Source organism: Kitasatospora sp. NPDC059812 (assembly GCF_042732075.1).
Taxonomy (GTDB): Bacteria; Actinomycetota; Actinomycetes; order Streptomycetales; family Streptomycetaceae; genus Kitasatospora.
This window is the reverse complement of record NZ_JBHWIO010000080.1, coordinates 1-19196: the sequence shown is the minus strand read 5'-3', so window position 1 is coordinate 19196 and position 19196 is coordinate 1. Positions and strand designations below refer to the sequence as shown.

Here is a 19196-nt window from a genome sequence, read left to right as displayed (position 1 = left end):
CTGGGGGGCGCGCGCGCGGGCTCCGGCCGCCGGCCGCGCGTGGGGGGGGTCGGTTCCGGTGGCGCCGCCCCCCCCCCCCCCCCCGCCCCGGCCGCACCCGCACCCGCACCCGCACCCGCACCCCGCCCATAATCGCGTTTGACTATGGCCCGTAGTCGTGTTCGACTAACACTGTGAGCACTTCGCGACTCTTCGCACTCAGCGCGCTGGCCCGGGGCGGCCCGATGCACGGCTACCAGATCCGCCAGGCGGCACAGCTCGACCGCACCGAGCTGTGGACCGACGTCAAGCCCGGATCGCTCTACAGCGTCCTGCACCGGATGGCCGACGACGGCCTGGTCGAGGTGGTGCGCAACGAGAAGGTCGGCAACCCGCCCGAGCGGACCGTCTACGCGATCACCGGCCAGGGCCGCCGGGAGCTCGCCGCCCTGCGCGACGCGGCGCTGCGCAAGGTGCGCCTGCTGCCCGACCCGGTCGACCTGGCCCTGCAGTACACCGCGGACCTCACGGACGAGGACCTCGCCGGGGCCGTCGCCGCGCGCCGGCGGGCCGTGGCCGACCAAGTGGCCCTGTTCGAGGAGCAGTTCGAGGCCGCCCGGCCGGACCTGACCGGCCTCGAACCGTGGATCTTCGAGCACTGCCTCGCCCGCCTGAAGGCCGACCTGGCCTGGCACGACGACCTGCTCGACACCCTGACCAAGAACACCCTGCCGAAGAACAGCCTGCCGAAGGACACCCGGAGGACCCCGTGATACTCGTGACCGGAGCGACCGGCACCGTCGGCCGCGCCCTCGTCGGCCACCTGGCCGCCCTCGGCGCCCCCGTGCGCGCCGCCACCCGCCGCCCCGAACGGGCCCGCCTGCCAGGCGGCGTGGACGTCGTCGGCGCCGACCTCGGCGAGCCGGACAGCCTGGCCGCCGCCCTGCGGGGCGTGCGCAAGGTGTTCCTGCTCTCCGACGGCCCCGACATCCCGCGCCACGACGCCAACCTCGCCGCCGCGGCCGCCCGCGCCGGCGCCGAGGCCGTCGTCAAGCTGTCCTCCGGCCGGGCCGCCGACCCGGACGCGGACGACCCCGTCGCCCGCTGGCACCGCGCGGGCGAACAGGCCGTCCAGGACAGCGGCCTGGCATGGACGTTCCTGCGCCCGATGGGCTTCATGTCCAACACCCTCGCCTGGGCCGGAGCGATCCGCGCGACCCGCACCGTCCGGGCCCCGTTCGCCGCCGGCCGGGTGTCCGTCATCGACCCCGCCGACATCGCCGCGGCCGCCGCCCACGCCCTGACCCGGCCCGGACACGACGGCCGGGCCCACCTGCTGACCGGCCCCCAGGCCCTCACCCCCGGCGAGATGACCACGACGCTCGCCGAAGTCCTGGGCACCCCACTGGACTTCACCGAGATCCCGCCCCCCGCCGCCCGCCAGGCACTCCTGGACCACGGCCTGCGCCCGGAGACCGCCGACGCGGTCATGGCGCTGCGCGCCGCCTCCCTCGAACCGTTCGCCGCGACCGTCACGCCCGCGGTCCAGCAGATCACCGGCCGCGCGGCGACACCGTTCCGGGCCTGGGCCGAACGCCACCGCAAGGAGTTCACCAGGGAACCCGGCGCGGAACCCGGCGGGCAGCCCGGCCGGGAGCCCGGCCGTGGCTGACCCCCACCGCGAACCCGTCGCCCTGGCCCCCGGACACGGCGGGCGCCACCACGTGCCGGGCAGCCCGTACGTCGTCAAACTCGCGGGCGCCCAGAGCGGCGGATCGATCGCCGTCCTGGAGTCCACCTTCGAACCCGGCCAGGGCGCGCCCCTGCACCTGCACCGCGGCCACGACGAGACGTTCTACGTCGTCAGCGGCGCGTTCCGCCTGCGGTGCGACGCGCACACCACCGAGGCGGGCCCCGGCGGCTTCCTGCACGTCCCGCGCACCCACCCGCACTCCTTCACCGCGATCGGCGACACCCCCGCCACGATCCTGGTGACGCTGACCCCGGCCGGCTTCGAGGAGTTCTTCATCGAGGCCGCCGCCCTCGCCGCCGGCGGCCGCCCCGACCGCCGGACGATGCAGACCCTCCTGGCCCGCTACGACCAGGAACTGGTCCCCGACGCACCGCAGGACCACCACAGGCCGGACGACGGCCGCTGAGGACGGCGCAGCGGGCGGCCGCGCTACCGGTAGGTGCGCAGCACGTCGAGGAGGTCGCCGGTGTGGCCGTCGCGTGCGCCGAAGTGGGCGGCGCAGCTGAGCTGTTCGCGCAGGTGGAGCAGCCGCATGCGGTGCTGCCAGCCGTCGGTGAGGGGGTGGTGTTCGCGGCAGGCGTCGAAGAAGCGGGCGGGGACGCCGCCGGTGCAGAACATCATGCTCAGGTCCGTCTCCGCCCATGTCCAGCACACCGCCGGGTCGATGAACGCCGGTGCCGCGTGCGGGCGGGCGAGGATGTTGGCGTGCCACAGGTCGCCGTGGGTGAGGACGGGCGGTGCGGCGGGGAGGAGTTGGGGCAGCCGGTCGCAGATGCGTTCCAGGTCGGCGCGGCCCCGGGGTCCGAGTGCCTGGCGTGCCAGGGGTTCGTCGAGGTAGCGCAGCAGGCGGTGGCGGGCGAAGAACTCGTGTCCGTCCTGGGTCCAGGGGTTGCGCTGTGCCAGGCGGCCGAGCCGGCCGTCCTCGGCCCAGCCGAAGCGCTGTCCGGTGGTGGCGTGCAGGCCGGCCAGCGCGTGTGCGGCGCGTTCCCAGAAGGCGGTGTCGTGCGCGGGCGGCTGTTCGAGGGCTTCCAGGACCAGACCGTCCGGGTGGAGGGCCGGCACCTGCGGGGTCGGCAGGGCGCCGTGGGTGCGCAGGGCCTGCAGGCCCTGGGCCTCCTTCGCGTACGCGTCGGGGGCCAGTGCCGGGGTGGATTTCACCACCACGCGCCCGCCGTCGGCCAGGGTGACCAGCCAGACGGTGTTCGCGGCGCCGCCGGCCAGGCGCACCGCGTGCGCCGGCGGGCCGGGGAGCAGGTGCGGCGGCGGACCGTCCTGTCCGGCGGCCGCCTCATCGATGTTCTGTGCAAGATCTTCCATGGCGGGCCCCTTCCCCGCGCCCGGCGCCACCGACTCCGGCCGGCACCGGATTTCGCCGCCCCAGGGGCAGCGGCAGGGCCCGCGCCAGGCCTGCCGGGGGCGCGGTACAGTCCGCTTCATGAACGAGAACGTGCGCGCCCCGTTCGGGAACTTCACCCTCGTCCGCGCGGCGATCGAGGTCTGCGACGACCTCGCCGCCCCCGTCACCGACGCCTTGACGAACGCGGACGCGCACGGGTGGGCCGGATCCGTGCTGTACGTGGACACCGACCCCGACAAGGCGGACACCGCGGTGTTCTGCCAGGCCTACGACGTGCCGCTGGAGCTCTCCGCGAACTGCGTGGTGGTCGCCGCCAAACGCGGCGGCGACGTCACCCTGGCCGCCTGCCTGGTGCGCGCCGACACCCGCCTGGACGTCAACACCGCCGTGCGCAGGCACCTGGGCGCGCGCAAGGCCTCCTTCGCGCCGGTGGACGTCGCCGTCGCCGCCACCGGCATGGAGTACGGCGGCATCACCGCCGTCGGCCTGCCGGGCGGCTGGCCGCTGCTGGTCGACGAGGCGGTGGCCGCCGCCCCGCACGTGCTCATCGGCAGCGGGCGGCGGCGGGGCAAGCTGATCCTCCCCGGCTGGGCGGCGGCCCGGCTGCCCGGCGCCGAGGTCCTCCCCGGCCTGGCCGCCTGAGCCCGGCGGTGGCGGGACCGGCTCGGGCGACGGCCCGCCGGCCTGGGGCCGAGGCGTGCGCGTCCGTGTCCGGGAAAGGGCGTCACCCCCGCGTGGCCTGAGTGAACGCCAAACTCGCGCGAGTCCGACCTTGTCGGGTCGGACGGTGGGGTCTCGGCGGAACATGATCAAGGGGTGGACATGCGAGACCTCGGCGGGAAGGTCGCGCTGGTCACCGGCGCCAGCCGGGGCATCGGGCGGGGCATCGGGCGGGGCATCGCCGAACGCCCGGCCCGGGACAGCGCCCTGGTCGCCGTGCACTACGGCAGCAACGAGGCGGCGGCGAAGGAGAGCGCCACGGCCATCGCCGGGGCCGGCGGCCGGGCGTTCACCGTGGACGCCGAACTGGGCGTTCCCGGCGACGTGGACACCCTCATGGCCGGGCTGGCGGCCGGGCTGCGCACGCACGGGGAAGCGGCGATCGACATCCTGGTCCACAACGCCGGGTTCAACCTCATGGGGCGCCCGATCGAGGTCCTCACCCCCGAGGAGTTCGACGAGATGGTCGCGGTCAACGTCAAGGCGCCGCTCTTCCTCACCCAGCGGGTGCTGCCACGGCTGCGCGACAGCGGCCGGATCCTACGGGAGGCCGGTCGCCCCCGGCACCGGCACCGCCGCCGACCCGAACCACAAGTGCAGGGCCGCGCGCAGCTGTTCGGCGGCGGCCCGGGGCGGTGCGGTGGGCGGTGCGGTCCAGGCGGCGTGGCCGTCCGGGCGCACCAGCACCGCGGGCGTGTCGGGCAGGGCGCCGGGCCGCACCGTCGCCGCGCTCACCCGGTCCGCCCAGGGGGCGGCCGCCGCGCGCAGCGCCTCGGCCGCGGCGGTGTCCTCCAGGAGCAGGGCGCCGGCGCCGGTGCGGGCCAGCAGCGGTATCAGGGCGCCGTCTTGGAGGGTGCCGTGCTGCAGGGTGCCGTCCTGCACAGTGCCGTGCTGCAGGGTGCCGTGTTGCAGGGGGATGTCCGGGACCATCGCGCCCTCCCAGGGGTGGCCGCTGCCGTGGGGGGCCGGGTAGCGGGTGGCGATGCCGGTGATCTCCTCGGCCAGGGGGCCGGCCGTCTCCTTGGCCTGCGCGAGTTCGGCGAGCAGGTCGCGCACCGGCGCGAGTTCCTCGTCGTCGCCGGCGAGCAGCGCCTGGGCGCGGGTGTTGCGCAGCAGCCTGGCGCCGGCCGCGTGCCGTTCGCTGTGGTAGGTGTCCAGGAGGGTTTGGGGGGCTTGACCGCGGGCGACGAGGGCGAGTTTCCAGCCGAGGTTCATCGCGTCGTCGATGGCGGCGTTGACGCCGATGGCGCCGGCGGGCGGGTGGATGTGGGCGGCGTCGCCCGCCAGCAGCACCCGGCCCCGGCGCAGCCGTTCGGCCAGGCGGGCGGCGTCGCCGAAGCGGGTCAGCCAGTGGGCGCGGGCGATCGGGACGCGGCGTCCCAGGGCGTGGTCCAGTGCCTGCTGGAAGCGGGTCAGGGTGAGCGGTTCGTGCCGGTCCCGGGGCGGGTGGGGGTCGGCGGTGAGCAGGCGGACGTAGCCGGGCCTGGGGATGGCGAACACGGTGCCGTTCTCGCCCGTGTTCACGCCGAAGGGGATCTGCCGGGGGTCGGTCAGGACCACGTCCGCGAGCAGGGTGAAGCGGCGGGCGGGGGTGCCGGGGAAGGCGATGGCGGCGAGTCCGCGTACGGTGCTGCGGCCGCCGTCGCAGCCGGCCAGCCAGCCGGCGCGCAGCAGCGCGGGGCCGTCGGGGGTGTCGGTGTGGGCGTGGACGCCGTCGTCGCCTTGGTGCAGTGCGGTCAGGCGGTGGCCGCGCAGGATGCGTACGCCCAGGTGGCGGGCGTGTTCGGTGAGGATCTCCTCCACCCTGGTCTGGGCGATGCCCAGGACGTAGGGGTGGCGGGTGCGCATGGCGGCGAGGTCGAGGCGGGCCTGTGCGGTGAACGCGGTGGTCGCCACGGTGGGGCCTTCGGCGAGGAGGCGCTCGGCCAGGCCGCGGCGTTCCAGCAGTTCCAGGCTGCGGGCGTTGAGATTGAAGCCGCGGCAGAAGCCGGGCGGGGACGGGTCGCGTTCCAGGAGCACGGTGCGCACGCGGGCCAGGGCCAGTTCGCAGGCCAGCATCAGGCCGGCGGGGCCGGCGCCGACGACCAGGACGTCCGCGTCGCCGGCCCCGGCGGCTGCGGCGGCGGCCTCGGCGGCGGGTAAGCGCTGTCCGGTACGGGCCGGCGCGGGTGCAGGTGCGGGTGTGGGGGTGTCAGGCATCGGGGGCGGCCTCCGGCCAGGCCAGAGTGCCCTGTTCGATCTCCTCGGCGGTGCGCAGCACCCACTGGCGTTCGGCGTGCAGCATGGCGTTGCCGTACTCGGCCTCGATGACGAACAGTCGGGGGGCGTGGTGTTCGCGGGTGGCGCTGTGGTGGGCCTGTTCGCTCTCGGTGATGCGGGTCTGCAGGGCGGCGGCCCGTTCGCGCAGGGCCTGGGCGGCGCGGTGCGGTCCCAGGGCGCCCAGGTAGCTGACGGCGGACAGGAATTTCGGGTATTCGCGGGAGGGTTCGCGGATGAGTTCGTCCAGCCACTGGGTGAAGTACTGGCGGCCCTGGGGGGTGTGGCGGTAGACGGTGCGGGCGGGGCGCGCGCCGACTTGTTCGGTGTCGGTGGCCTCGATCCAGCCGTCGCGGGCCAGGGCGCGCACCGTGTCGTAGAGCGAACCGGTGGTCAGTTTGAAGGCCTGGTCGAGGTGGCGCTCGCGCAGGGTGGTGGCCATGGCGTGGGGGTGCAGGGGCTGTTCGAGGAGCAGGCCGAGCAGGGCGAGGGCCAGGGGGTTGGCGGGTCGTTTGGCGGTCATGGCACTCCGTGGTCGCACGCGGGGGCCCGGGTCGGGGCCGGGCTGGTGATACTCGGATCGTACTACTCGGATCCGAGTATGTGGAAGGGGTGGTCCGAGTCGCCCGCCGCGGCGCGGCGCCGCACCGGCCTTGCCGCGAAGGGGAGTTCGGGCCCGGCCGTTGCCGGGGCGCTGCCGGGTGCGATCATGGCGGGCGTGGCTTTTGACGACGCGCGACCCCGGTCCGGCCTGGTCCATGAGCGCTGGCGTGCCCGCGAGGCGCCCCACGGGGACTTCATCATGTTCGGCGACGGGTCGCTGTCGGTGATGCAGCTCATGCGGTTCTCCCCCGCCGGCCGGCGCCACGACCCGCGGGCCCAGCAGTGGAGTTGGGGGGAACTGCTGCGGGCCACCGCGTGGACCCCCACCGACTGGACGGACGTCGACACGACGTTCGCCGCCAGCACCCACGCCGGCAGCCGCGCGCTCGCCGGCGAGGCGTCCGAGCACGGCAGCATCGGCTGGGTCGCGCTGACCCGCGACGATGACGAGAACACCCTGGAGTGGCTCGCGATCTCCTGCTCCTCCAACCCGTTCGCCGACGTCACCCTGGACGACACCGCGGTGACCGCCACCAGCACCCTGGGACGGATCTGGACCTTCCCCCGCGACGCCCCGCAGCAGGTACGGATCACCGAGGACCCCGCCCACCCCTGGCCCTCCCCGACCGGGCCGGCGGACCCCACCCCCTGAACCGCCCGGCCGGGCCGGCCCCGGTGACCTTCCGGCGGACCTGCGTGTTCGCCGCCGACGGGCAGCAGCCCACCTCCACCTCCACCCTGCGCTTTCGCCAACGCGGCGAGGTGGAGGCGGACTTGGCCGCACACGGCTTCATCCTGCGCGAGGTCCGCGACGCCCCCGACCGGCCGGGCCGCGAACTCGTCTTCATCGCCGCCCGGCCACCGCAGCCGTAGACCCGCGCCACCGCCCGACCGCCCCGCCCCGGGCCCGGGTGACGGGGCGCCACCGCCGGGACGCGGGCGCCGAAAGCCCGCCGCCAGGCCGTCACCGGGCCTGCGCCGGTGGGCTGATCTGCTATTTTCGCCATGCTTCGACGCGAACCGTACAAGCGTGCGGTTTCGCATGCCCGCACGGGACCCGGCCACGAGCCCGGCCGCGGCCCCGGGTGCGGGCCCCGGGGCGGCCCCAAGCGGGCACAGCAGTCGGTCGACCAGCGGGGGGACGGGATCCATGAACGCGTACGCGGGCTCCGACGGGCCGGGCCTGTACGGGCCCTACGGTCCGCCGGCGGGCGGGCCGCTGTTCGGGGTGAACCCGGCGGACCTGGACGCGGCGGCAAAGGCCGCCAAGGACACCGGTGAGGCGATGCCGGGCGAGCTCAAGCACATCCACGAGCCCTCCGACACGGCGGTCGCGGCGCTGTCGGGCTGGCGCACCGGGGCGTCGCTGCACGCCTGCACGGCGGCGTGGGAGGAGTGCCTGAACAAGCTGGCCTCGGAGGTGGACGGGGTGAGCCTGAAGCTGGGCCAGACCGCGGGCAACTACCGCGGCACCGACTCGGGCAACGCCGGCGCCCTCAAGGCGCCCGGCGCCGGGCCCTACGCGCCGGCGGTGAACTGATGGTCACCCTCGCCCAGCTGCGCGACGCGGACCTGTCCGGCCTGGCCGGCGCCGCCGGCGCCTACGACACCCTGGCCGGCGCGTTCGGCAAGCACGTCCAGGCGATGAACACCGAGGTCACCAAGCACGTCTTCAACAGCCAGTGGGTCGGCACCGCGGCCGGCGCCGCCAACGCCTCGCTGCAGCGCACCAGCGGGCGCCTGGACGCCGCGCACACCGAGATGTCCGCGGTGTCGGGGCTGCTGCGCGAGGCCTCGGAGAGCTTCCAGCTGGCGCAGTCCAAGCTGAAGGAGGCCCTGAAGGAGGCGCAGGGCACGGGGCTGACGGTCGCCGAGGACGGCACGGTCAGCTGGCCGGCGCCCTCGCAGGCCGAACGCCACGACCCCGGGTACGACACGCCGCAGCGGGCCAGGGCGCTGGCGGATCGCATCTCCCACGCCGTCACCGAGGCCGACGGCGCCGACCAGAAGATCGCCAAGCTGCTGGACGACCTGACGGTGCGGGCCCGCACCGGCACCGGCCTGGACCTGGCGCAGGCCGGCGCCGACCGCAAGGCCGTCGACGAGCTCGGCACCGGCCTGATGGCGGCCGGCTGGCCGCCCGCCGGCGCCGCCCCCACCGAGGTCAACTCCTGGTGGAAGGGCCTGACCCCGGACGAGCAGCAGCGACTGGTCCAGGCCCACCCCGACCTGCTGGGCATGCGCGACGGCATCCCCGCCACCGCCCGCGACCAGGCCAACCGCCTCAACCTGGCGCACCTGATCGACACCTACGAGCACAAGCCGAACCCGTCGGACGACGAGAAGCAGAAACTGGAGGGCTTCCGCGCGATCCGGGACAAGCTGAACGTGCAGAACGGCCGGCAGCCGCCCGCGTTCCTGCTGGGCGTCGGCGAACAGGGCCAGGGCCGCGGCATCCTGTCCTTCGGCAACCCCGACACCGCGAAGAACGTCAGCGCCTACGTGCCGGGGCTGGGCACCAAGCTGTCCTCCGTCGGCGGCAAGGACGCCGACCGGGCCCTGAACGTGTGGAACGCCGCCCACATCGCCGACTCCGGTGCCGAGGTCGCCTCCATGATCTGGCTCGGCTACGACCCGCCGCCCGGACTGGAGAAGGTCCTCGACGGGGACCCCCGGCCCCTGGAGGTGATGGGCACCGACCGCGCCGCCAAGGGCGGCGCCGCCTACGACACGTTCATGGCCGGACTGCGCGCCACCCACGAGGGAGCGCCCGCGCACCTGGTCGCCCTCGCCCACAGCTACGGCTCCACCACGGTGGGCCTGGGCGCGCAGCTGCCCGGCGGCACCGGCGCCGACGACATCATCCTGGTCGGCTCCCCCGGCACCGGCGCCGACAAGGCCTCCCAACTGCACATCGACCCCCACCACGTGTGGGTCGGCGACGCCGAGAACGACCCGGTCAGCCACCTGCCGGCCAAGGGCCGGGTCGCCACCGACGTGGTCCTGGGCCCCGTCCTGGGCCCCGTCGCCGACGACCTCTACCAGACGTTCGCCCCCGACAACCAGCTCTGGTTCGGCCAGGACCCGGCCAGCAAGGACTTCGGCGCCAACCGGTTCGCGGTCCCCGACGGCAAGTCCCTGTCCCTGGACTCCCACTCCAACTACATGAACAGCTCCTCCGACACCGCGACCGCGGAGTCGATCAACAACATCGGCCAGATCGTGGCCGGCAGGTACGACGCCGTGACACGGCAGGAAGGCCGATGAACATGGCAACCCCGACCGCACGACGGCTCGGCCTCACGGCCGCCACGCTGGCACTCGCCCTGACGGCCTGCGGGCACACGGGCGCGGGCGCGGGCGTGGGCGACGAGCACCCGGCACCCCAGTCCCTCACCACACCCGAACAGGCCGTCCAGAAACTCGACGCGCTCCTGGACGAGGCGCTCTCCGGCATCCAGCCGCCGCTGCGCCACTGGGACGGCTGGCCGCGCTCCACCGAACAGAGCGGGGGCATCGACGACCACTCCAAGGGCTATGCCATCGCCACCCGCGACCGCCACATCATGACCAAGGTCTCCAAGGCCAAGTACACCGCCCTGATGGACATGGCCGAACGCGACTGGAAAGCCAAGGGGTACAAGATCACCTCGGTCAACCCCAACCAGCCGGCCCTGTTCGCCGCCACCGGGGACGGATCCTCCGTCGCGATGCTGTTCGGCGCCGCCGGCAACATCACCCTCCAGGCCTCCGGCGGCGGCCACATCCCCGTCATCCGCGACCGCGACCCGTTCGGCACCCCCACCCCCGACCCCGTGATGGCCAACGGCAACCTCGACGTCATCCCCACGGACGACGACCCGTTCTGGTCACACTGAGAGCCGCCCCCATGACCCCCGAACAGGCCGTCCACGCCCTCGACGCGCTCCTCGACGAGGCGATGTCCGCCATCCGCCCCCCGCTGCGCCACTGGGACGGCTGGCCGCGCTCCACCGAGCAGACCACCGGCGGCCTCCAGGACCGCTCCCTGGGCTACGCCACCGCCACCCGCGAGCGGCACGTCACCACCAGGGTCGCCCCCGCCAGGTACGGGGCGCTGCTGGGCGTCACCGAACGCGGCTGGCAGGCCCGCGGCTACCGGATCACCGCCGTCAACCCCCGCCAGCCCGCCATGTTCGCCACCACGCCCGCCGGATACGGCGTCGCCGTGCTGTTCGGCGCCGCCGGGAACATCACCTTCCAGGCCACCGTCGGCCCCATCCCCGTCATCCGCGACCGCGACCCCTTCGGCACCTACGTGCCCGAACCGACCCTGCCCAACGGCAACCTGGACGTCCTGCCCCGCCACGACGACCCGTTCTGGTCCACCTGACCGTCAGACGCACCGCCAGACCCGCAGACAGACCCGCTGGCAGACCCGCCGGCAGGCGCACCGGCGAGCGCACCGCCAGACCCGCCGACAGACCCGCCGGCAGGCGCACCGGCGAGCGCACCGGCAGACCCGCTGGCAGACCCGCCGGCAGGCGCACCGGTAGACCCGCCGGCAGGCGCGGCGGCGGGCACAGCGGCGCGGGCACCCGCAGGCCCTCCCGTGTCCGAGAGGTGGCCACCCGGCGTCCGGGGCCGGGGGCGCGCAGTAGGATCGGCGGCGTTGTCACCACATTCCACCGCTGGTAGGAGGCTTTTCATGGCTCAGGTCACGCTGAAGGGGAACCCGGTCCAGGTCGGCGGCGCGCTGCCCCAGGCCGGCAGCCAGGCCCCGGCGTTCACGCTGGTCGGCGAGGGACTCGCCGACACCTCGCTGCAGGACTTCGCCGGCAAGCGCAAGGTCCTCAACATCTTCCCCAGCATCGACACCCCCACCTGCGCCACCTCGGTGCGCACCTTCAACGCCAAGGCCGGCTCGCTGGCCAACACCGTGGTGCTGTGCATCTCCGCCGACCTGCCGTTCGCGCAGGCCCGTTTCTGCGGCGCCGAGGGCCTGGACAGCGTCCGGACCCTGTCCACCCTGCGCGGACGCGACTTCCACGAGAACTACGGCGTGGCCCTGGCCGACGGCCCGCTGGCGGGGCTGACCGCCCGCGCCGTCGTCGTCCTGGACGAGAACGACACCGTCCTGCACACCGAGCTGGTCGCGGAGATCGCCGACGAGCCGAACTACGAGGCCGCGCTCGCCGTCCTCGCCTAGCCGTCCTCGCCCAGGCCCCGCCACGGGACGCCGGCCCCGGTCGGCCCCGGCCGGCCCCGGCCGGGCTGCCTGCGCACGCGGCCCGGCCCGCCCCTGAGGTCTTCACCTGGGGGGCGGGCCGGGAAGGGCAGCGGGCGGGGCCGGCGGGGGGGGTCAGGTGATGGAGGCTCCCGAGTCGATGCTGATGACCTGTCCGGTCATGCAGTCCTGGTCGAGGAAGAGCCCGATGGAACGGGCGACCTCCTGCGGGGTGACGAACCGCGGCACCGGCACCTTCTCCCGCATCCCGGCGATCACGTGCTCGGGCAGGGTGTCCGTCATCCCCGTGATCATGAACCCGGGCGACAGCGCGTTCACCGTCACCCCCCGGCGCCCGCACTCCGCCGCCAGCGTGCGGGTCAGCCCGATCAGCCCCGCCTTGGACGCCGCGTAGGCGGTCTGCCCGGCGGTGGCGATCAGCGCGGACGGGGAGACGATGTTGACCACCCTGCCCCAGCGGGCCCGCAGCATCGCCGGCACGCACACCCGCGCGGTGTGGAAGGAACCGACCAGGTTCGTGTCGATCACCTGCCGCCACTCGACCGGGTTCTGCATGGCCATCAGCGCGTCCTTGCGCACCGCCCCGTTGTTGACGAGCACGTCCACCGGGCCCAGCGCCTCGGTGATCCGCTCGTACATCGCGGTGACCTGCGCGTAGTCCGCGACGTCGCCGGTGACCAGGACGTGGTCGCCGGCCAGCTTGCCCGCCACCTCCTCGGCGGCCTGGCGGGCGCTGTTGTAGTGCACCGCGACCCGGCACCCGGCCGCGTCCAGCGCCAGCGCCAGCTCCCGGCCCAGACCCCCCGAGGCGCCGGTGACCAGCGCCACCGGGGAGGCGGGCCGCTGCCCGAAGGCGCCCTTGCCGCTCACCGCGCCCCTCCCCACGTCAGCAGGACCGAACCCCACGTCATCCCGGCACCGAACCCGGCCAGCAGCACCGTGTCGCCGTCCTGGATGCGCCCGGCGTCCAGCGCCTCCGCCAGCGCGATGGGGATCGACGCCGAAGCGGTGTTGCCGTACCGGTCGAGATTCGCCACCAGACGGTCCGCGGGAATCCCGGTGTGGGCGAGCACCGAGTTGATGATCCGGATGTTCGCCTGGTGCGGCACCACGTGGTCCACGTCCGCCGGCGTCAGCTTCGCCTGCTCCAGCGTCTCGCGGATCGTGCGCACCGTGTAGCGCACCGCGTTCAGGTAGATCTCGTTGCCGTTGATCTGCGCGTAGTGCAAGCCCTGGCGCACCGTCTCCTCGGTGGTGGGCATCCGCGAGCCCCCCGCCAGGACCTTCAGGCTGTCCTTGCACGAGCCGTCCGCGCCCAGGTTCCACGCCAGGACCCGCTCCACCGGGCCGGGCTGCAGGACCACCGCACCGGCCCCGTCACCCACCAGGATCGACAGGTCCCGGTCCGCCGGGTTCGCGGTCAGCGTGTGGGTGTCCGAACCGATCACCAGGATCGGGCGCGGGTCCATGTGCAGCAGACCCACCGCCGTCACCAGCGCGTACACGAACCCCGCGCACTCGGAGTTCACGTCGTGCGCGCTGCCCGCGATCTTCAGCGCGTCGTGGACGAACGCCGACGTCGCCGGCGAGGGCTGCTCCGGCGTCGCCGTCGCCACGATCAGGTGCGCGATGTCCGCACCCGACAGCCCCGCCCGCTCCAGCGCCCGGCGTCCGGCCTCCACCGCCATCGACGCGGTGCTCTGCCCCGCCCCGACCGCCCGCCGTTCCCGGATCCCGCACCTGGAGACGATCCAGTGCTCGTCCACACCGAAACGCTCCGCCAGCTCCACGCTGGTCACCACGCGCTCGGGGACGGAGATCCCCCACCCGGTGATGTCGAAGCCGCTCATCGAGCAGTGCCCCGCGCTCAGACGCCGGCCTGGCCCACGAGCGCCAGGATCCGCTCGTGCACCACCCGCAGCGTCGTCGTGTCGTCGATGTCCGCGAACAGCGACTCGTCCGCCGGAATGTGCGGGTACTGGTTCTGGAACCCGTACAGCCACTCCATCAGATCCAGCGAGTCCACGTCCGCGATGTGCTGCAGCGCCGCGTCCGCGTCGATCTCCTGCGCCCCGGACACCGCCTGCAACTGCGCGGCCAGGTCCTCGATGGTGGGGATGTCGGACATGAGTGATCGTTCCTTCCTGGACGCCCCGGAACGGGCGCCAACACGTGATGAGGCAGAACAGACCCGGACACCCCGGGAGGATCACGGACACCGCCACCGCGCCCCCCGCCGCCCACAGGCCACGGAACGCACCGCGACGGAACCCGAAAACCCCCCGGGGAAAAACCCGGGAAGGCCGTGGGGGCCGCGTGTCTTGTCGAAACCGCATGAAACCCACCCCCACGCAAACGCCCCGCAACCCCGGCCCTGCGCCCACGCTTGCGCACCGCTTGCGAGACACGCGCTTACCTGACCCGAGACACCGCACCCACACGCACGACACCCACCACCTCGCACCGCACCGCACCGCGACGCGGACACCGCACCCGCACCGCACCGCACCCGCACAGCGCCGCACCGCACCCGCACAGCGCCGCACCGAGGCCACCGCACCGAGGCCACCGCACCGCACCGCACCGCGCCGCAGGCCGCACCCGCCGGGGCGGGAGGGCGACCGTAGGCAAGCACGGACACACCCCGACCACCCCGACCCGCACGGCCGTTCACACCGCACGGACCCGGCCGCCCTCACCGGCGCTCCCGTCCGCAGACGACGAGAGCGGCCACCGCCACCGCAACGGCCGTCCACGCGGGGAAAGGCACCACCCGGCGCCGCGCACCACGGACACCCGCACCACCGGACACCCGCACCACCCGGCCCAGTCCAGTCCAGTCCAGTCCGGCCCGGCCGAGCCCGGCCCAATCCGGTCCATCCGATCCGCCACCAGAACAGGGGCACACCCGCATGACCACCGCCGAGACCCGCTCCATCAACCCCGACGTCGACGCGATCCGCCACCACTACGAGGTCGGCAACGACCTCTACCGCCTCATCCTGGGCCCCACCATGATGTACTCCGGCGGCTACTGGGAGGACGGCGAGGACCTCGTCGCCACCCTCGACGAGGCCCAGGAACGCAAGCTCGACGTCTTCACCGACCTCGCCCAGGCCGCCGGCAAGGCCAAGGTCCTGGACATCGGCTGCGGCTGGGGCACCATGCTCAACCGCCTCACCACCGTCCACGGCGTCCAGCAGGCCGTCGGCGTCACCCTCTCCCGCACCCAGGCCGACTTCGTCGCCGCCCTCGACAACCCCGCCATCCACGCCCGCGTGGAGAGCTGGGAGGACCACAAGGCCGACGGCGAGCCCTACGACGCCGCGTTCTGCATCAACGCCCTCGAACACTTCGTGCTCTCCTCCCTCACCCCCAAGGAGCGCACCCAGCGCTACCGCGTCTTCTTCAAGCAGGTCCACTCCCTGCTCAAGCCCGGCGCCCGCTTCGTCCTGCACACCATGACCGTCGAGAACCCCCCGCTGCGCCGCCAGCTCCTGGACGACCTCAAGTTCCTCCAGCGCGAGGAGTTCGAGGGCTGCCACATCCCGCGCCTGCCCGAACTCGCCGCCGGCCTCGACGGCCTCTTCGAGGTCACCGAGATCCGCAACGAACCCGAGTCCTTCGCCCGCGCCTGCCGCGCCTGGCTCCAGCTCCTGGCCGCCCGCCGCGACGAAGCCGTCGCCATGGCCGACGAGACCACCGTCCAGCGCTTCGAGCGCTACCTCGACATCTTCGCCTACACCCTCGAAGACCACATCTTCAACAACTTCCGCGTCACCCTCACCCGCCGCGCCTGAAAGGGGACACCCCGGCCATGACCACCACCGCCGAACACCCCGCCCCCTCCGGCGCCGACCAGCCCGAACCCGCCGGCGCCACCACCCACCCCGACACCACCGCCGTACGCCACCTCAAAGTCGCCATCATCGGCGCCGGCATCTCCGGCCTGGGCACCGCGATCCGCCTCCTGCAGAGCGGCACCGACGACTTCCTCGTCTTCGAACGCGCCACCGACCTCGGCGGCACCTGGCGCGACAACACCTACCCCGGCTGCGCCTGCGACGTCCAGGCCCACCTCTACTCCTTCTCCTTCGCCCGCAACCCGCAGTGGAAGTCCACCTTCGCCACCCAGGCCGAAGTCCACGCCTACCTCAAGGACACCGCGCAGCGCTTCGGCGTCGAACCCCACCTGCGCTACGGCCACGAACTCCTCGACGCCCACTGGGACGCCGACCACCGCCACTGGCGCATCCACACCACCCACGGCCGCTACACCGCACAGATCCTCATCACCGGCACCGGCTACCTCTCCGAGCCCGCCGTCCCCGACCTGCCCGGCCTGGACACCTTCACCGGCACCCTCTTCCACTCCGCCCGCTGGCGCCACGACCACGACCTCACCGGCCGCAACGTCGCCGTCATCGGCACCGGCGCCTCCGCCATCCAGTTCGTCCCCGCCATCCAGAACCAGGTCGCCCGCCTCGACCTCTACCAGCGAACACCCCCCTGGGTCGCCCACAAACCCGACAAGCCCAACACCCCCCGCCACACCTGGATGCTGCGCCACCTGCCCGGCTACCAGCGCTTCCGCCGCGCCTTCAACAAGAACGGCCGCGAGATCGTCGCGTTCTTCATGTCCCGCCCCACCCGCACCACCGGCATGAAGAACATGGCCGCCGGCCACCTCAAGAAATCCGTCCCCGACCCCGGCCTGCGCAAGCGCCTGACCCCCGACTACACCGTCGGCTGCAAACGCCTCCTGTTCTCCAACACCTGGTACCCCGCCATCCAGCAGCCCAACGTCGACATCGTCTCCGACACCATCACCGACATCGGCCCCACCCACATCACCACCGCCGACGGCACCACCCGCACCGTCGACACCATCATCCTGGCCACCGGCTTCACCGCCACCGACCGCCCCGTCGCCCGCCGCATCCACGGCCGCGACGGAACCACCCTGCGCGACACCTGGCACACCCACGGCATGAAAGCCCACCGCGGCACCACCATCCACGGCTTCCCCAACCTCTTCATGCTCCTGGGCCCCAACACCACCCTGGGCCACTCCTCCCAGACCGTCATGATCGAAGCCCAGATCGCCTACATCGTCGACGCCCTCAAAACCATCGACAAACTCGGCATCACCTCCGTCGAGATCCGCCCCGAAGCCCAGAACGCCTACAACCAGACCCTCACCGACCGCCTGAAGAACACCGTCTGGAACGCCGGCGGCTGCCAGAGCTGGTACACCGACCACCACGGCAACAACCCCTCCATCTGGCCCACCTACACCTACCGCTTCCGCCGCCAGACCCGCCGCTTCGACCTCCTCAACTACCAACGCGCCACCGTCACCCACACCACCCCCTAACCCCCCACACACGCACACACCCGGACACACACGCGGGCACACGCGCGGGCACACGCGCGGGCACACGCGGGCACACGCACACAACCACACAGGCACACCCAACACGGCCGGGCGGCACCCGCCCACCCACGGACCCCGCCGCCCGGCCGGCCCACACCCCAGGACACCCCACCGGAAACCGAACCGGACACACAACCAACAACCGAACACACACACGGACCCAGCAGACCGCCCACCCCGCAGGACCCACCCACCCGCCCTCACACACTAACCACCACCCGGCCGCCAACCCGCAACCGTCACACCATCAAGCACCCCACCCACGAACAAACACACACCACCCGAACACACCCACTACCCCAGAACAGGAAACCCCATGACCAAACCCCTCACCAGGCGCACCATCCTCACCACCACCGCCACCACCGCCCTCATCACCGCCTTCAACACCACCACCCGCACCTGGGCCACCACCAACACCCCCACCACCCACAACCACTGCCCCGTCCCCACCCTCGACGGCACCCTCACCACCGACACCACCACCCTCACCGAATTCAGCCACGACTTCGGCCGCCTCACCACCAACACCCCCCACGCCGTCCTCAAACCCGGCTCCGACCAGGACATCATCAAAATCATCAACTACGCCCGCCACAACGGCCTCAAAGTCGCCATGAACGGCCAAAGCGGCACCGACAACGACCTCGAATCACACTCCAACTACGGCCAGGCCTCCCCCAACGGCGGCATCAGCATCGACGCCCGCACCCTCAACCGCATCCACACCATCACCCCCACCAACGCCACCGTCGACGCCGGCGTCACCTGGGCCCAACTCACCGACGCCACCCTCAACCAAGGCCTCACCCCACCCTGCCTCACCGACTACCTCCACCTCTCCATCGGCGGCACCATCAGCATCGGCGGCATCGGCAACACCGTCCAAAAACACGGCCTCCAAGCCGACACCGTCGAATCCATCGACATCATCACCGGCACCGGCCACCTCCTCACCGCCACCCCCACCAAAAACCCCGACCTCTTCCACGCCGCCCTCGCCGGCGCCGGACAATTCGGCATCATCATCCGCGCCACCATCAAACTCATCCCCGCCCCCCAACGCGCCCTCGTCTTCAACCTCTACTACAACAACCTCACCACCTACCTCACCGACCAAGAAACCATCCTCCACGACGGCCGCTTCCACACCCAAATCGGCGAAATCATCCCCCAACCCGACACCACCCCCCTCTACAAAATCGAAACCGCCACCTACTACAACGGCACCACACCCCCCAACCCCACACCCCTCCTCACCGGACTCAACCCCAACCCCCACCAGACCACCACCACCGACCAGACCTACCGCGAATACACCTACCGCGCCGACACCTGGACCCAAAACCTCAAAAACCTCGGCTACTGGAACCAACCCAAACCCTGGCTCAGCCTCTTCATCCCCGCCACCCAAGCCGCCAACTTCATCACCTACGCCACCCCCCTCCTCACCCCCCAAACCCTCGGCCAAGGCCTCCTCCTCTTCTACCCCTTCCCCACCAACAAACTCACCCACCCCTACGCCATCACCCCAAACGAACCCACCACCTACCTCTTCGACCTCCTCACCTTCCCCCACCCAGGCACCAACCCCACCACCCAACTCACCCACAACCGCACCCTCTACGACCACGCCACCACCCTCGGCGCCAAACGCTACCTCGTCGGCGCCATCCCCCACATGACCCCCACCGACTGGAAAAACCACTACGGCCCCCAATGGACCAACCTCACCAACACCAAACACAAATACGACCCCACCCACACCCTCACCCCCGGCCAAAACATCTTCCCCTAACAACACAAAAAAACAGACACACAACAAACACACACAGCAGACATGCAGACACAGACACAGACACAG

The 19196-nt window shown here is 72.6% G+C and carries 19 protein-coding genes and 2 pseudogenes; 15 read left to right on the top strand and 6 right to left on the bottom strand.

Annotated features, from left to right (window positions below; genetic code table 11):
• Positions 1-173 precede the first annotated feature (173 nt).
• From ACFV6D_RS30305 to ACFV6D_RS30295, 3 genes are read left to right on the top strand one after another with little or no spacing between them, the layout of a single operon-like run.
• Entirely contained in the window at positions 174-752 is a 579-nt protein-coding gene (locus tag ACFV6D_RS30305) for a PadR family transcriptional regulator (RefSeq protein WP_380561938.1), read from the top strand.
• A gap of 5 nt (positions 753-757) precedes the next feature.
• Complete coding sequence (locus ACFV6D_RS30300) at positions 758-1651, top strand: NAD(P)H-binding protein (protein ID WP_380561936.1); 894 nt, start codon at positions 758-760, stop codon at positions 1649-1651.
• Positions 1644-2138 carry a cupin domain-containing protein gene (locus tag ACFV6D_RS30295; RefSeq protein ID WP_380561934.1) on the top strand — a complete coding sequence of 165 codons (495 nt, stop codon included), beginning with the start codon at positions 1644-1646 and terminating at the stop codon, positions 2136-2138. The genes ACFV6D_RS30300 and ACFV6D_RS30295 overlap by 8 nt, the downstream gene beginning before the upstream one ends.
• A gap of 23 nt (positions 2139-2161) precedes the next feature.
• On the opposite strand, the gene ACFV6D_RS30290 is transcribed toward ACFV6D_RS30295, so the two are convergent.
• A complete protein-coding gene (locus ACFV6D_RS30290; protein WP_380561932.1) occupies positions 2162-3049 on the bottom strand; it encodes a fructosamine kinase family protein in 888 nt (295 codons plus the stop codon).
• 118 nt (positions 3050-3167) lie between these two features.
• On the opposite strand from ACFV6D_RS30290, the gene ACFV6D_RS30285 reads away from it, so the two are divergent.
• On the top strand, positions 3168-3731 hold the full coding sequence (locus tag ACFV6D_RS30285; RefSeq protein ID WP_079136165.1) for a YbaK/EbsC family protein: 564 nt from the start codon (positions 3168-3170) through the stop codon (positions 3729-3731).
• A gap of 180 nt (positions 3732-3911) precedes the next feature.
• Positions 3912-4292 (top strand): annotated as a pseudogene (locus ACFV6D_RS30280) (SDR family NAD(P)-dependent oxidoreductase); the annotation flags it as partial.
• Positions 4293-4349: 57 nt separating this feature from the next.
• Here ACFV6D_RS30280 and ACFV6D_RS30275 read toward each other — a convergent pair.
• Both ACFV6D_RS30275 and ACFV6D_RS30270 read right to left on the bottom strand, forming a co-directional pair.
• Positions 4350-6008 carry an FAD-dependent monooxygenase gene (locus ACFV6D_RS30275; protein WP_380561930.1) on the bottom strand — a complete coding sequence of 553 codons (1659 nt, stop codon included), beginning with the start codon at positions 6006-6008 and terminating at the stop codon, positions 4350-4352.
• A complete protein-coding gene (locus ACFV6D_RS30270; protein WP_380378267.1) occupies positions 6001-6588 on the bottom strand; it encodes a PadR family transcriptional regulator in 588 nt (195 codons plus the stop codon). The genes ACFV6D_RS30275 and ACFV6D_RS30270 overlap by 8 nt, the downstream gene beginning before the upstream one ends.
• Positions 6589-6783: 195 nt before the next feature.
• On the opposite strand from ACFV6D_RS30270, the gene ACFV6D_RS30265 reads away from it, so the two are divergent.
• From ACFV6D_RS30265 to tpx, 7 genes and pseudogenes are all read left to right on the top strand, one after another.
• Positions 6784-7320 (top strand): hypothetical protein, encoded by a 537-nt coding sequence (locus ACFV6D_RS30265; RefSeq protein WP_380561928.1) that lies wholly within the window; start codon positions 6784-6786, stop codon positions 7318-7320.
• Between the two features lie 14 nt (positions 7321-7334).
• Positions 7335-7541 (top strand): annotated as a pseudogene (locus ACFV6D_RS30260) (SAM-dependent methyltransferase); the annotation flags it as partial.
• Between the two features lie 277 nt (positions 7542-7818).
• Entirely contained in the window at positions 7819-8208 is a 390-nt protein-coding gene (locus tag ACFV6D_RS30255; protein ID WP_380561926.1) for a type VII secretion target, read from the top strand.
• Complete coding sequence (locus tag ACFV6D_RS30250) at positions 8208-9935, top strand: alpha/beta hydrolase (protein WP_380561924.1); 1728 nt, start codon at positions 8208-8210, stop codon at positions 9933-9935. The genes ACFV6D_RS30255 and ACFV6D_RS30250 overlap by 1 nt, the downstream gene beginning before the upstream one ends.
• Positions 9932-10546, top strand: a complete 615-nt coding sequence (locus ACFV6D_RS30245; RefSeq protein WP_159398585.1) for a hypothetical protein — start codon at positions 9932-9934, stop codon at positions 10544-10546. Before ACFV6D_RS30250 ends, ACFV6D_RS30245 begins: the two co-directional genes overlap by 4 nt.
• 11 nt (positions 10547-10557) lie before the next feature.
• Positions 10558-11040 (top strand): hypothetical protein, encoded by a 483-nt coding sequence (locus ACFV6D_RS30240; protein WP_380561922.1) that lies wholly within the window; start codon positions 10558-10560, stop codon positions 11038-11040.
• Between the two features lie 315 nt (positions 11041-11355).
• On the top strand, positions 11356-11856 hold the full coding sequence (tpx, locus tag ACFV6D_RS30235; RefSeq protein WP_063350790.1) for a thiol peroxidase: 501 nt from the start codon (positions 11356-11358) through the stop codon (positions 11854-11856).
• Positions 11857-12009: 153 nt separating this feature from the next.
• Here the strand turns inward: tpx and ACFV6D_RS30230 are convergent, their stop codons facing one another.
• The 3 genes from ACFV6D_RS30230 to ACFV6D_RS30220 are packed head-to-tail and all read right to left on the bottom strand — an operon-like array spanning position 12010 to position 14023.
• Entirely contained in the window at positions 12010-12765 is a 756-nt protein-coding gene (locus ACFV6D_RS30230; RefSeq protein WP_363377635.1) for an SDR family NAD(P)-dependent oxidoreductase, read from the bottom strand.
• Positions 12762-13745, bottom strand: a complete 984-nt coding sequence (locus tag ACFV6D_RS30225; RefSeq protein WP_063350788.1) for a 3-oxoacyl-ACP synthase III family protein — start codon at positions 13743-13745, stop codon at positions 12762-12764. The genes ACFV6D_RS30230 and ACFV6D_RS30225 overlap by 4 nt, the downstream gene beginning before the upstream one ends.
• Positions 13746-13762: 17 nt before the next feature.
• Complete coding sequence (locus ACFV6D_RS30220) at positions 13763-14023, bottom strand: hypothetical protein (RefSeq protein WP_063350787.1); 261 nt, start codon at positions 14021-14023, stop codon at positions 13763-13765.
• A 784-nt stretch (positions 14024-14807) separates the two neighbouring features.
• Here ACFV6D_RS30220 and ACFV6D_RS30215 point away from each other — a divergent pair.
• The 3 genes from ACFV6D_RS30215 to ACFV6D_RS30205 all read left to right on the top strand — a co-directional run bounded on the left by ACFV6D_RS30215 (position 14808) and on the right by ACFV6D_RS30205 (position 19130).
• Entirely contained in the window at positions 14808-15695 is an 888-nt protein-coding gene (locus ACFV6D_RS30215) for a class I SAM-dependent methyltransferase (RefSeq protein ID WP_063350786.1), read from the top strand.
• Positions 15696-15712: 17 nt separating this feature from the next.
• Positions 15713-17272: a flavin-containing monooxygenase gene (locus ACFV6D_RS30210; protein ID WP_380561920.1), complete on the top strand. Its 1560-nt coding sequence runs from the start codon at positions 15713-15715 to the stop codon at positions 17270-17272.
• A gap of 376 nt (positions 17273-17648) precedes the next feature.
• A complete protein-coding gene (locus ACFV6D_RS30205; protein WP_380561918.1) occupies positions 17649-19130 on the top strand; it encodes an FAD-binding protein in 1482 nt (493 codons plus the stop codon).
• Positions 19131-19196 lie beyond the last annotated feature (66 nt).